This is a genomic window from Marinobacter antarcticus, assembly GCF_011049865.1.
In the GTDB taxonomy this organism is placed as follows: Bacteria; Pseudomonadota; Gammaproteobacteria; order Pseudomonadales; family Oleiphilaceae; genus Marinobacter; species Marinobacter antarcticus_A.
Genome location: NZ_DRGY01000036.1, coordinates 18,590 through 32,395 on the forward strand (window position 1 = coordinate 18,590; position 13,806 = coordinate 32,395).

Consider the following 13,806-nt stretch of genomic DNA (forward strand, 5'->3'; position numbering starts at 1 on the left):
TCATCTAAAACATACCTGACTGGCTAGCCAATCAGGTGTGCAAACTCCCGCTCAAGAAGAACCTGATCACCCAGATTCAGCTCAACTAAACGCTTCAGATGAGTAGCGCTTTCCAGATCGATGTATTCGCATTTGAAGCCCAGCCTGTGGGCTTCAATATGCTTTAACTCAACAGCCATAACGATCCCGACCTCTTGACCATCGAGGTAAACGATCACCTCACAAGGTTTGCTCAACGGCACATCCCACCCTTCCGGTCGTCTGACCAGAACACCTTTTAGCGAAATATCCAGCACTTCTGTTGTCCACACGCTTTCAAGGGCATGGAGTTCGCATGGGGCGTCGAAGCTTATGCGATGGAACTTTCGTTTTTCTGAGCCTTCGATGGACATGACGTGACTCCTGTGTTGCTGATAGTCCTACTGCTGCTGTTGATGATACTCCGGACTCAATTCAACCACAGCCTCGATGAACGCTTTGGCGTGCTCCGGATCCACATCCGGCGTAATGCCGTGGCCCAGGTTGAAGATGTGGCCCGGGCCGGTGCCGTAGCGGCGCAGGATATCACCGACTTCCTCGCGAATTCGCTTCTGCGGAGCGTAGAGCATGGTGGGGTCCATATTACCCTGCAGGGCAACCCGATCACCCACCCGGGCGCGGGCATTGCCAATGTCTGTGGTCCAGTCGAGGCCAACGGCATCTGCTCCGGAATCTGCAATGGATTCAAGCCACTGACCGCCGTTTTTGGTGAACAGGATGACCGGCACGTGGCGCCCGTCATTCTCGCGGATCAAGTTATCAACGATCTTCTTCATGTAACGCAGCGAAAACTCTTCATAGGCCCAGCTGCTCAGCACGCCGCCCCAGGTATCAAAAATCTGAATCACCTGGGCCCCTGCCCTGATCTGGCCGTTGAGGTAATCGATAACCGCGTCAGCAAGATGATCCAGCAGGCGATGCATAACCTCCGGCTGGCCGTACATGAGTTTTTTGGCCTCACGGAAGTCCTTGGAGGAACCGCCCTCAACCATGTAGGTTGCCAGCGTCCAGGGACTGCCGGAGAAGCCGATCAAGGGAACACTGCCGTTGAGTGCGCCCCGGATGGTCGAAACGGCATTCATTACATAATCAAGGTCGACCTCTGCCTTGATCGTCGGCAAGGCGTCAACATCGGCTTTGGAGCGAATGGTGTGTTTGAACTTGGGGCCTTCACCGGTTTCGAAATACAGACCGAGACCCAGAGCATCCGGAATGGTGAGAATGTCCGAGAACAGAATCGCGGCATCCAGCGGAAAACGCTCGAGGGGCTGAAGGGTGACTTCACAGGCCAGAGGTGTGTTCTTGCACAAGCTGAGGAAGTCACCCGCTTTCTCCCGGGTTGCGCGATACTCGGGGAGATATCGGCCTGCCTGGCGCATCATCCATACCGGGGTGCGATCAACAGGCTGGCGCATAAGGGCGCGCAGGATGCGGTCATTCTTCAACTCGGTCATAGGGATCCCAGCATTCTCTTTCAGGTGGTCTTAATGGAACAAGCGGTCTACATCGAACGGGGCCAATGATACCCCGTTTGCCATAATAAAAAAGGGCGGCTTACCTTTAGCAAGCCGCCCCGCTGATCCATATCAAGCGGCATCTCAGATATCCAGATAATCCATGATGCCCTCAGCCGCCTGACGGCCTTCCCAGATCGCGGTTACCACAAGATCCGAGCCGCGTACCATGTCGCCGCCCGCAAAAATTTTCGGGTTGCTGGTCTGGAAGCCGTATTCCGCCTCTTCCGGGGCAGTTACCCGGCCGGAATCGTCGGTGCTTATCGCAAGCTCGTCAAACCATTCGGCCGGGCTCGGGCGAAAGCCGAAGGCGACCAGTACAGCGTCCGCCGGAATAACTTCCTCGCTGCCCGCGATCACCTCGGGCCTGCGGCGGCCATTCTCATCCGGCTCGCCAAGCTGTGTCGACACCACTTTTACGCCTTCAACCCGATCTTCACCCACAATGGCCACGGGCTGGCGATTGAAGAGGAATGTCACACCCTCTTCCTTGGCGTTTGACACCTCACGCCGGGAACCCGGCATGTTGGCTTCGTCGCGACGATAGGCGCAGGCCACGCTTTGAGCCTGCTGGCGAATAGAGGTGCGGTTGCAGTCCATGGCCGTATCGCCACCACCCAGCACCACCACGCGTTTGTCTTTGAGATCGATGAAATCCACCGCGTCTTTTTCAAAACCAAGACGCCGATTGACGTTGGACACCAGAAACGGCAAAGCATCGTAAACACCCGGCAGGTCTTCGCCCGGGAAACCACCCTTCATATAGGTGTAGGTTCCCATACCCATAAACACTGCGTCGTATTCGTCCAGAATATCCTGTAGCTGAATGTCTTTACCCACCTCAGTGGACAAACGAAATTCGACGCCCATTTCCTCAAATACCTGGCGCCGCCGTGTCATCACAGACTTCTCCAGCTTGAACTCCGGAATGCCAAAGGTCAGCAGGCCGCCTATCTCCGGGTAAGTATCAAACACCACGGGCTTTACGCCGTTGCGCACCAGCACGTCGGCACAACCAAGGCCCGCGGGGCCTGCGCCGATCACGGCGACTTTTTTGTCCGTCCATTTGACCGCTGACATATCCGGTTTCCAGCCAAGCGCAAAGGCCGTATCCGTAATGTACTTCTCAACCGACCCGATGGTAACGGCACCAAAGCCATCGTTAAGAGTACAGGCGCCTTCACACAGCCGGTCCTGAGGGCACACCCGGCCACACACCTCAGGCAGCGAGTTGGTCTGATGACACAACTCGACGGCTTTCATGATGTTGCCCTCCGAAACCAGCTTCAGCCAGTTGGGGATGTAATTGTGTACCGGGCATTTCCATTCACAATAGGGGTTACCGCACTCCAGGCAGCGATGGGATTGCGACGCGGCTGTGTCGTCGGTATACGGGCGATAGATCTCAGCAAATTCCTTTTTACGCTTTTTCGCGGGGACTTTCTTCGGGTCTACCCGACCCACTTCCACAAACTGAAAATCATTACCAAGTCGTTCTTTCATGTTAACGCTCTCATCAGCTCAATTTCGACGCGGGCGGCCCTGAGGGGCAGCCCGAAACCCTCGCAAGTAATCAAACTCCACGCGCTGAGCTTATTCAGGGCGGGCACGGGTACTTGCCAACAGGCTGCGCAAATTCGCAGCTTTGGGCTTCACCAGCCAGAAACGGCCGATGTAATCGTCGAAATCTTCAAGAATATGCGCAGCCCAGTCGCTTCCGGTTTCCGAGATGTGTTCTCGGATCACGCTGCGCAGATGGTTACGGTAGGCCTCCATTTCCTCGCGGGAAATACGCTGAATTTCTACAAGTTCGTGGTTGTATTTATCAACAAAGGTGTTGTTCACATCCAGCACATACGCGAACCCGCCGGTCATACCCGCACCGAAGTTAGCGCCGGTGGCTCCCAACACAGTCACCAGGCCACCCGTCATGTACTCACAACCATGATCGCCCGTGCCTTCAACAACCGAATGTGCGCCGGAGTTGCGCACAGCGAAGCGCTCACCGGCCGTGCCCGCCGCAAACAGTTTGCCACCGGTGGCTCCGTAAAGGCAGGTATTGCCGATAATCGCAGTTTCCTGGGTGCTAAACGTGCTACCACGAGGGGGTTTGACGACGAGCTTGCCGCCCGTCATACCCTTGCCGACATAGTCGTTGGCATCGCCTTCAAGAATAAGGTTAAGACCACCCACGTTCCAGACACCGAAGCTCTGACCGGCGGTACCCACAAGGTCCAGCGTGATCGGTGCATCGACCATACCCTGATTGCCATGCTTTGCGGCGATTTCGCCAGAGAGCCGGGCGCCGATTGAGCGGTCACAGTTGGTTACCTGGTAATTCCAGGCGCCACCGGTTTTGTCTGCAATGGCCGGAGCGATTGCCTTGAGCATCGTTTCCGCCAGCACGCCCTGATCAAACGGCAAATTGCGCTCTACCTGGCAGGTTTGCGGCTTGTCTGCCGGAATATGGTCGTTGGACAGCAGTCGTGTCAGATCCAGCTTTTTCTGCCGCTCGGTATCGCCCGGCAGGCGAACGAGAAGATCAACACGCCCGACAAGCTCCTCCAGGCTGCGAACGCCCAGTTTAGCCATCCATTCACGGGTTTCTTCCGCCACAAAACGGAAGAAATTCATGGCCATTTCCACCGTGCCTTTGAAATGCTCTTCCCGGAGATGCTCGTTCTGGGTGGCAACGCCGGTGGCGCAGTTGTTCAGGTGGCAAATGCGCAGGTATTTGCAGCCCAGCGCCACCATGGGTGTGGTACCAAAACCAAAACTCTCAGCACCCAGAATGGCGGCTTTCACCACGTCCAGACCGGTTTTGATACCGCCGTCAGTTTGCAGGCGAATCTTTCCACGCAGGTCATTGGCACGCAAAGCTTGTTGGGTTTCGGTTAGCCCGAGTTCCCAGGGCGAACCTGCGTAGCGAATAGATGCCAACGGACTTGCCGCCGTGCCGCCATCGTAACCCGAGATCGTAATCAGGTCCGCATACGCCTTTGCGACACCGGCCGCAATGGTGCCAACGCCCGGTTCAGAGACCAGCTTTACCGAGACCAGCGCTTGCGGGTTGACCTGTTTGAGATCAAAAATCAGCTGCGCCAGATCTTCGATCGAGTAGATATCGTGATGCGGCGGAGGCGAAATCAGCGTGACGCCTGGCACCGAATAACGCAGGCGGGCGATCAGCTCATTGACCTTCCCGCCGGGCAACTGCCCTCCCTCACCTGGCTTGGCGCCCTGAGCCACCTTGATTTGCATCACGTCCGCACTGCGCAGGTACTCTGCGGTTACGCCAAAGCGGCCGGAGGCGACCTGTTTGATCCTGGAGCCCTTTTCGGTGCCGTAGCGAGCCGGGTCTTCACCACCCTCGCCGGAATTCGAGCGCCCGCCAAGCCTGTTCATCGCGACCGCCAATGCTTCGTGCGCCTCCGGTGACAACGCGCCCAGAGACATGCCCGCAGAATCAAACCGGGTAAAAATTTGCTCGACCGGTTCAACCTCGGAGATACCGATGGCTTCGATACCTTCACGAAAGCCCAACAAATCCCTCAGAGTCGCAACCGGGCGCTCGTTCACCAGCGCCGCGTATTCCTTGTAATGACCGTAACTGCCCGTAGAGACGGCTTCTTGCAGTTTGCCCACCACATCCGGATTAAAGGCGTGGTACTCCTGCCCGTGGATGTATTTCAGCAAGCCACCCGGGGATATCGGCTTGCGCGGTTTCCAGGCCGTGAATGCCAGTTGTTCCTGATCCTGCTGAAAGTCGAAAAACCCGGCGCCCTGAATTCGACAGGGCACGCCCTTGAAACAGAGGTCTGCAACTTCATCGGCAAGCCCGATCGCCTCGAAAAGCTGAGCCCCGCGGTAGGACGCAACGGTAGAGATCCCCATCTTGGACAGAATCTTCAACAGCCCCTTGTTGATGCCTTTGCGGTAGTTATTCTTGGCATCGATGGGATCCATCAACAACTCACCGGTGCGAATCAGATCGTTGAGCACCTGATAGGCAAGATACGGATAGATCGCCGTAGCACCAAAGCCGAACAGCACCGCAAAGTGGTGGGGATCGCGCGCCCAGCCCGTCTCGACAATGATGTTGGAATCACAGCGCAAACCGTTGGCCACCAGATGATGATGAACGGCTCCGGTTGCCATCAAAGAACTTACCGGCAACTCGCCCTGCTTGAGATCTTTATCGGAAAGAATCAGCAGCACTTTGCCACGACGGACAGCCTGTTCGGCCTCATCACAAACTCGATGAACGGCCTGCTCAAGCCCCTGTGCAGGGAGGTAACCCAGGGAAATGCGCGCCACTGTAAAACCCGGGCGGTCGTTATTGGCAATCCGAAGGAATTTTGCCGGTGACAAAACCGGCGTTGTAAGAATGATTCTGTTAGCGTGCTCTGCGGTTTCTTCGAAAACGTTACGTTCTGCCCCCAGACAGGTCTCCAGCGACATCACGATCGCTTCTCGCAAGGGATCAATCGCCGGGTTGGTCACCTGAGCAAACTTTTGGCGGAAGTAGTCCGCCACATGTCGCACTTTGCTCGACAACACGGCCATAGGCGTATCGTCGCCCATGGAACCGACGGCCTCCTGAGCATTTTCCGCAAGCGGTCGCAGGATCTGGTCGCGCTCTTCATAAGACACCATGAACATCTTCTGATGTATCAGCAGTTCGTCCGCATCCATCAGTTGGAAGTCGGGCGTGTCCTGGTTCAGCGTTGTTTCGACTCGCAACGCATTTTCGCGCAGCCAACGCTTGTATGGCTGGGCCGTTTTCAGCCGCTGATCGATATCTCCGGTGTGCAACACCTCGCCCGATTCCGTATCGACAACCAGCATCTGCCCAGGCCCAACCCGACCTTTAGCGACCACGTCCGCCGGCTGGTAACTGTGGGTGCCAATTTCCGACGCCAGGGTAATGAAATCATCCTTGGTAACCACCCAGCGTGCCGGTCGCAGGCCGTTCCGATCCAACATGCAAACCGCGTAACGGCCGTCTGACATAACCAGACCTGCGGGACCGTCCCAGGGTTCCATATGCATGGAGTTGTATTCGTAGAATGCGCGGAGCTCCGAATCCATGGTATCCACATTCTGCCAGGCGGGCGGAATCATCATTCGGGCGGCGCGGAACAGATCGACGCCCCCCGCCAGAAGGATCTCCAGCATATTATCCATGCTTGAGGAGTCAGAGCCCGCAAGGTTAACCAGAGGCCGCAAGGTTTGCAGATCGGGCAAGTTCGGGGAACTGAATTTGGCGGCCCGGGCGATGGCCCAGTTACGGTTGCCGTCAATGGTGTTGATTTCACCATTGTGCGCCAGATAGCGAAACGGCTGGGCTAACGGCCAGCGGGGCATGGTGTTGGTTGAGAAGCGTTGGTGAAAAACGCAGATCGCCGTGGCGAAATCCGGATCACTCAGGTCTTTGTAAAAATTCGCCAAGTCTTCCGGCATCATCAAGCCTTTGATGGCGAGGGTGCGGTGGGAGAGGCTGCAGATATAGAATTCAGGATCGTCCGCCATGTCGGTTTCGGCGTGGCGGCGCCCAATAAACAGACTGATGGCGAATTCCGGTTCCGACTTGGCTCCAGGCGCTACAAACACCTGCTCTATGCGTGGCATGCTGTCCAGAGCAATAGGCCCAAGACAACTGTCATCAACCGGCACGTCGCGCCAGCCCATAATCTCCAGCCCCTGGTCGACCAGTCGCTTTTCAATCGCGGCACGCCCGCTGGCAGCTTTGGCGAGTTCCGGGCTCAAAAAAACCTGCCCGACCGCAAACAGCTCACCGGGGGTTTTGCCAAACGCGGCTTGTGCCGCCTTTTTAAGAAACGCATCCGGGCTTTGGATAAGCAGGCCGCAGCCATCACCGGTTTTTCCATCGGCTGCAATACCACCCCGATGGGTCATGCTCGTGAGCGACGCAATGGCCGTTTGTAACAGCTTGTGGCTAGCATCGCCCTTCATATGGGCGATCAATCCAAAACCGCAGTTGTCCCTGAATTCGTCAGGATGATACAAACCTGAATTCATAAGCGCTCTCTTACATGCAAATGCTTTTTTATCAGCGACTTATGCACCAAAATAGTGCATTGAATCAGCCAACATTAAAAAAATGGGGAAGCCATTCTACACACGTGTAAATACGCACTCAAACAGATTTGACAATATTTCTTTGGAATGGTTGCAACAAGGCGGAAATTTGATCGATACGAAACAGGAAGTTACGTCGTATTTACGATCCGGTCACAGGTCCTTGGTTGTACGCACCCAGGGAGCGCCCGAAATTAGTGCGTCAGGCAATTGGGATACCTCGTTTTGGGCCTCTTCTTTAGACGCATAGTTTCCATAGAACACCATGAACCACGGCTTGTTCTTACGTTCACCTAATGTATAAAGCATCTTGTCGAGAGATGGGTATCGGGAAACAACATTTAGCGCAGTCTGCTCCAGATTTCCAGCCACCAGTTGAATCGTCCAGCCTTTGCTGCGACTGCGTAGCTGTTTGATATCCACATATGCGCTGGCATTTTCGGGAACAAAACCGGTCTCAGCCACAATCTCTGGTTGTGGTTGCAGCTCTGGCTCTGGCTCTGGCTCTGGCTCTGGCTCTGGCTCTGGCTCTGGCTCTGGCTCTGGCTCTGGCTCTGGCTCTGGCTCAAAAACAGTATCCGGCGTTGACCCAGCCTTCATCTCAGTAACAGATTCTTGCGTTGGCGCAGGTTCAATCAATGACGGGAGCCGCTCAACCGGCACTTCTTCAGTCAGATTTTCTTCTGGCATACGGGGGCCAATCGTAATGCTCTTTCGGATGCGATCAGGCTCAGGAACAGCCACCTTCTCCAGAGCTACTGTCTCGTTATACTGCTGGGACACAAACCACCAGGACCCTCCCAGAATCAGCAAAGCCAGCGCCGGCAAGCGGAGCTGCTTGAAATCGATAGCCCGCGAACGCTTCGGCCTAGGCGCATCGGAAACGATGTCCAGCCAGATACCGGGCGTGACTCTTTTCATTCGGGAAAAGCTGCCTTGGCTGAGATCGTATATTCTGGTGAGCCGGGCCGGGCTCAGTAGCTCATCCACCTTGCCGCCCGCTCTGTGAACGCGCGGCTCAAGATAGGAGAACACTTCTTCTCTGGTAAGAGGACGCAAATGGACCTGATGAGTCTCATGAGCAGGCACCGATGAATCCTCAAGGCTCAGAAGCGTGACGAGCGCATCCTCACCGGCAAATACCGGAACCGCTGCCTTACTGCGATCAGCGGCCAGAAAACCATCAAGAATCAGCTTGAGAAGTTCCCCAGAGGCCTGGTGAGCATCATCAATGAGCAGCACCATTCGCTGCCCCTTGGCGACACGGTTCTCAGACCACCGGAAAAAGCGATAAACGGTTTCACGCGCACTATCGTCCGTATTTGCGCCCGATCGGGCAACCTGTTTCAGATCTCTTGCCAGGGCGTTTGAGCTTGTCAGGGCTGCGGCAGGAAGTCGGTGAAATCCCAGCCTCGACGACTCACTGCGCACCAACTCAGCCAGCAATCGGCTCTTACCCGAACCTGGAGCACCAGTGAGCAACAGCGCCATATCGCCAAACCCACACAGATGACGAAGCGCTTCCAGAGCATGATGGCGCATACCATCGGGAAAGAACGGCGTCTCCATTTCCAGCGGGTTGTCTCTCAAGCCGTAACGCTGCTGCAACCTTGGAAACAAACCGCCGCCATCAAGGCTGTTGAAGTTGTCGTCAGTCACCAAAAATTCCTGTTGTGCAATGTTACTACCTCTGCTCAGCTTTGCTGGCGGCAGAATGCCATCAGCGTTGCCGAGAGGTTGCTCGGCGATGCATCAGCGGTAACCACCGCATCCCCGACAGAACGAAGCAACACCAACCTTAACTGACCATCCACATTTTTTTTGTCTACGGCCATCAAGTTCACGAAATGGGCGGGCGACATATCCGCAGGCGGTAAAACAGGCAGGCCGGCGCTACTGACAATGCGCACGATGCGATCGTATTCAGCTTGGGTAATTGATCCTTCCTTCGCAGAGAGGTCAGCGGCCATGATCATGCCCAAACCCACTGCCTCACCGTGCAACCAGTTGCCATAACCGGCGAAGGTCTCGATCGCATGGCCAAATGTGTGACCAAGGTTCAACGTTGCTCTCAGACCGGTCTCACGCTCGTCTTGAGCAACAACCTCGGCCTTGCAGGCACAGGATCGAAATATGGCTTCTGCGAGCGCCTTGCTGTCGCAGGCAACCAGTTGGTCAATGCCCTGTTCGAGCCAATCGAGAAAGTCCGTATCCCGTATCAAGCCGTATTTGATGATCTCTGCGAGCCCGGCGGACACTTCTCTCGGTGGCAACGACTGAAGCGTATTGGTATCAATCAGTACCACCTCTGGCTGATGAAATGCCCCGATCATGTTCTTGCCCAGTGGATGGTTAATGCCCGTTTTTCCTCCCACTGAAGAGTCGACCTGGGATAACAAGGTCGTCGGTATCTGGATGAACGGCACGCCACGCTGGTATGAAGCAGCTGCAAACCCTGTCATGTCACCAACCACACCGCCGCCCAAGGCGACCAACGTGGTTTTGCGGGTGTGGCGTTTTTCCAGCAGGGCGTCAAAGATCAGATTCAGGGTTTGCCAATCTTTGTGCTGCTCACCGTCTGGCAGCACAACCGAGTCCACCCTCTTGCCGGGAAAGCAGGCCAAAGCTTGCTCCAGATACAAAGGACCGACGATATCGTTGGTGACAATCATCACTTGAGAGCCACCAACGTAGTCTGACAAATCATATTCACCCAGCAAACCTTCGCCAATCATGATGGGGTAGCTGCGCGCGCCCAGATCAACCGAAAGCTTGTGAAGCAGGTTATACATGGTTACGGCCCTCCTTTCGCACTTGTCTTTGTTGTCGTGGCGTTTTGGGATTCATACGGTTAACGAGTTGACGCACGACTAGTCGGGGGCTCTTGCGGTCTGTATGCATAATGATATCGGCAAGCTCTGTGTAGAGGGGGTCTCTGATGGCAAACAGGCCACGTAAAACGCCCTCCGGATCATCGTTTTGCAGCAGTGGTCGATTACGATCCTTACGAGTGCGCTCTACCTGTTGCTCTATGGAGGTTCTAAGGTAGACCACTAGCGAGTCTTTTTTCAGCGCGGAATGATTTTCGACACGTATGACCGCGCCTCCGCCGGTGGCCAGAACCGTCTCCGGCTCCACAGACAGCTCCCCTAACATCGCGGTTTCACGTTGCCTGAACCCTTTTTCGCCTTCAACATCGAATATCCAGGGAATATTTGCCCCACAGCGCTCTTCAATGATTCGATCAGAATCAAGGAATCGATACCCCAGTTCCCGCGCGAGCATTCGGCCGATCGTGCTTTTACCGGCGCCCATGGGGCCAACCAGGACTATGCGTTTGGGCAAAGACATAACTTCCGCTCAATAGTGTTCAAGCGGGTGAGAATATCACAGGGCCGCAGATTGCATAAGCGTCAGCTTTGGCACCACTGGATTTGCAGGCATAAAAAAGCCGCCGGTTGTTCGCGGCGGCTTTTTTCCCGTACCTCTGGCTGGATTACCGGATCAGGTCATTCTTTATGATCTTAGGCGTGATGAAGATCAAAAGCTCACTGCGCTCGTTGATCCGCTCTGTACGCTTGAACAAGCGTCCAAGATAAGGGATATCGCCGAGGAACGGGGTTTTGATTACGGTAGTCGCAACCTCTGACTGGAAGATGCCACCCAGCACAACCGTTTCGCCATTACCAACGAGCACCTGAGTGGTCACCTGGTTGGTATTGATCGACGGAATGCCCTCAGTCACCTCACCGCGTGAATCCTGATTAACAACCAGATCCATAATAATCTTGTCATCTGGCGTAATCTGCGGAGTTACCTTCAGAGACAAAACGGCTTCTTTGAATGCAACAGAGGTCGCACCGCTTGACGTAGCCTTCTGATAGGGAATTTCTTCACCTGACTTGATTGAAGCGGTCTGACGATCCGCAGTCACAACCCGAGGCTGTGAAACCACCTCTGCTTGGCCATCACTTTCAAATGCCGACAGCTCCATATCGATCAGGAAATCGGTGCCAATGTAGCCGAATGCAACCGAACCTGCGGGTGAACGGGTTGTCCCGAGATCTACGTTCAAATCAGAGGGAAAACCAAGTACACCACCCAAACCGGCCTGGGATCCGCCAATGACAACGTTATTCGATCCGCCATTCGCATTTCCTCTGCCGGCCGCTCCCCAGCGCACGCCCAGTTCCTCAGCAACGTTCTTTTGAGCTCGCACAATACGCGCTTCGATGGAAACCTGGCGAACCGGTACATCCCAAGTGGACACGAGACGACGAATCTCTTCCAGCTTATCGGTTGATTCGCGAACACTGATGGTGTTGGTTCGAACATCGGAGGATACGAAACCGCGATCGGTAATCAGTTCCTCGTCTGCCTTGATCAAAGCCACGATGTCGCCAGCCTTGGCATAATTGACCTGAATGATATCCAGCCTGACCGGTGCCAACTCTGCAATCTGCTTGGTCGTTTCAAGTTCGAGCTTCTCTCGGGCCGCAATTTCATCGGCAGGCGCGACCAGCAACACGTTACCAATCTGGCGCTTGTCCAATCCTTTGGTTTTCAGGATGAGATCCAGGGCCTGGTCCCAAGGCACGTTCTGCAGGCGCAGCGTGATACTGCCGCCAACCGTGTCACTCGCCACCAGGTTCAGACCGGTGAAATCAGCTATCAGCTGCAGCACCGAACGCACTTCGATGTCCTGGAAATTCAGGGAGAGCTTCTCGCCGGTGTACGGGAATTTTTCTTCGCGGCGGGATTCAGCCTCTTCTTCCGAGAGCTTCTCTACGCTAACCGTAAACTGGCTGCCAGACTGATAGGCAATGTAATCGTAATTACCTTCCGGGCGAATCTCGACAACCGCATTACCATCTTCGACAAACGTATCGATACGGCTGACCGGCGTTGCAAAGTCAGTGACATCGAGACGGCGACGCAGGTTTGCGGGTACCGAGATTCCGTTCATGGTGAGACGAATCTTTCCACCCAGTTCAGACAAGTCTACGGGCGTTCCAGAGCTGCCGAGATCGACAATCACGCGACCTTCTCCATCCTTACCGCGACGGAAATCAACGCCAGCAAGCGTATCGGGAGAGACTGAGGGCATCGCAGACGCAGTGCTCCCGGATGTGGCGGCCGTTGCCGAACCCCCACTGGATTCTCCACCAATGGTCATCACCAGAGAATCATTGGTGCGAACCGTCTCATAAGGTGCCAGTTCAATCAGGTTGAAAATCAGGCGGGTACGATCTTTGGTTTCTACCACCGTCATACTCTGCGCATTCCCGGACCCCAAAGGGATGCTGCGGCTGTTGAGCCCGCTGGTCGTGTCGCGCAGATCCACCGCGATGCGCGCTGGGCGCTCAATGGTGTAACCCGATGGTTCCGGTGGCTGACCATCAAATTTAAGCGTCACTTCCAGGCGTTCCCCCGGTAGCGACGAAAACGACACGTCCTCCAGAGTGACCGCACTGGCCAGACTGGACAACAACCCAAGAGCAATCACGCTGACGTATACATTGAGTTTTCTGAACATCGCTAGCCTCGACCCCGAACTTTTTTGTATATGCATTTTTCTTTCAATTTTCATCGAGCCGCTCCTTAGCCTGCGTCTTCGTCAAGGGTCAGAAAGCGCGGGCGTTCTACCCAACCACCCCGGCCATTGGGAACAATTTCCATGAGCTCAATCCGAGTGTCACTAACGCCGATAATACGACCATAGTTCTGCCCCATGTAATTTCCGGTGCGAACCCGGTGAATGCCACCCGTGGTGTCCCGAATCAGTGCAAAGAGGTTGCCGGACACGCCCTGAAGCGTACCCACCATCCCCAAATCCTTCAGATCAAAGTTTTCCAGCACTTCGTTTGGCCGGTCCAGATTTGGTTCAACATCACTGATCGGCTTTTCATCAACCATGGTCAATTGAACATCCATAGGCGGTTCAAACGGCGCGCGCCTGTCCGCTGCAGAATAACTGAACGCCTCGTATGCGTTGAATTCGGGTAACGGCTCGACATGTCCCCGGGGTTTTGCCCGAGTATCTGCCATGAACTTGTCCAGATCAGAAAAACCGCTGCCTTGAGTGCAGGCCGTCAGGAGTGATACCAGACAAACTGTCAGCCAGGCTTTACCCGCATGCGTTGCTGCCATG

The 13,806-nt window shown here is 55.1% G+C and carries 9 protein-coding genes; all 9 read right to left on the reverse strand.

The annotated features are described in order from the left end of the window. Nucleotides 1–23: 23 nt before the first annotated feature. Nucleotides 24–392 (reverse strand): PilZ domain-containing protein, encoded by a 369-nt coding sequence (locus ENI00_RS04620; RefSeq protein ID WP_304099480.1) that lies wholly within the window; start codon nucleotides 390–392, stop codon nucleotides 24–26. Nucleotides 393–419: 27 nt separating this feature from the next. Beyond that, nucleotides 420–1,493 carry a uroporphyrinogen decarboxylase gene (gene hemE / locus ENI00_RS04625; RefSeq protein WP_304099482.1) on the reverse strand — a complete coding sequence of 358 codons (1,074 nt, stop codon included), beginning with the start codon at nucleotides 1,491–1,493 and terminating at the stop codon, nucleotides 420–422. A 144-nt stretch (nucleotides 1,494–1,637) separates the two neighbouring features. Next, nucleotides 1,638–3,056: an FAD-dependent oxidoreductase gene (locus ENI00_RS04630; protein WP_304099485.1), complete on the reverse strand. Its 1,419-nt coding sequence runs from the start codon at nucleotides 3,054–3,056 to the stop codon at nucleotides 1,638–1,640. Nucleotides 3,057–3,146: 90 nt separating this feature from the next. Further along, nucleotides 3,147–7,595, reverse strand: coding sequence for a glutamate synthase large subunit (gltB, locus tag ENI00_RS04635; protein WP_304099488.1), 4,449 nt, complete (start codon nucleotides 7,593–7,595; stop codon nucleotides 3,147–3,149). A 213-nt stretch (nucleotides 7,596–7,808) separates the two neighbouring features. After that, a complete protein-coding gene (locus ENI00_RS04640) occupies nucleotides 7,809–9,314 on the reverse strand; it encodes an AAA family ATPase (protein ID WP_304099491.1) in 1,506 nt (501 codons plus the stop codon). A gap of 35 nt (nucleotides 9,315–9,349) precedes the next feature. Beyond that, complete coding sequence (gene aroB / locus ENI00_RS04645) at nucleotides 9,350–10,447, reverse strand: 3-dehydroquinate synthase (protein ID WP_304099495.1); 1,098 nt, start codon at nucleotides 10,445–10,447, stop codon at nucleotides 9,350–9,352. Then, on the reverse strand, nucleotides 10,440–11,006 hold the full coding sequence (gene aroK / locus ENI00_RS04650; RefSeq protein ID WP_304099499.1) for a shikimate kinase AroK: 567 nt from the start codon (nucleotides 11,004–11,006) through the stop codon (nucleotides 10,440–10,442). Before aroK ends, aroB begins: the two co-directional genes overlap by 8 nt. Nucleotides 11,007–11,151: 145 nt before the next feature. Continuing rightward, nucleotides 11,152–13,191 (reverse strand): type IV pilus secretin PilQ family protein, encoded by a 2,040-nt coding sequence (pilQ, locus tag ENI00_RS04655; RefSeq protein WP_304099502.1) that lies wholly within the window; start codon nucleotides 13,189–13,191, stop codon nucleotides 11,152–11,154. 65 nt (nucleotides 13,192–13,256) lie between these two features. Then, a complete protein-coding gene (locus ENI00_RS04660; protein ID WP_304099505.1) occupies nucleotides 13,257–13,805 on the reverse strand; it encodes a pilus assembly protein PilP in 549 nt (182 codons plus the stop codon). Nucleotide 13,806 lies beyond the last annotated feature (1 nt).

Bases quoted from the DNA above. Each gene is read 5' to 3' on its own strand.
- ENI00_RS04660 (WP_304099505.1), bottom strand. From the start codon at position 13,805: ATGGCAGCAACGCATGCGGGTAAAGCCTGGCTGACAGTTTGTCTGGTA.
- pilQ (WP_304099502.1), bottom strand. From the start codon at position 13,191: ATGTTCAGAAAACTCAATGTATACGTCAGCGTGATTGCTCTTGGGTTG.
- aroK (WP_304099499.1), bottom strand. From the start codon at position 11,006: ATGTCTTTGCCCAAACGCATAGTCCTGGTTGGCCCCATGGGCGCCGGT.
- aroB (WP_304099495.1), bottom strand. From the start codon at position 10,447: ATGTATAACCTGCTTCACAAGCTTTCGGTTGATCTGGGCGCGCGCAGC.
- ENI00_RS04630 (WP_304099485.1), bottom strand. From the start codon at position 3,056: ATGAAAGAACGACTTGGTAATGATTTTCAGTTTGTGGAAGTGGGTCGG.
- gltB (WP_304099488.1), bottom strand. From the start codon at position 7,595: ATGAATTCAGGTTTGTATCATCCTGACGAATTCAGGGACAACTGCGGT.
- hemE (WP_304099482.1), bottom strand. From the start codon at position 1,493: ATGACCGAGTTGAAGAATGACCGCATCCTGCGCGCCCTTATGCGCCAG.
- ENI00_RS04620 (WP_304099480.1), bottom strand. From the start codon at position 392: ATGTCCATCGAAGGCTCAGAAAAACGAAAGTTCCATCGCATAAGCTTC.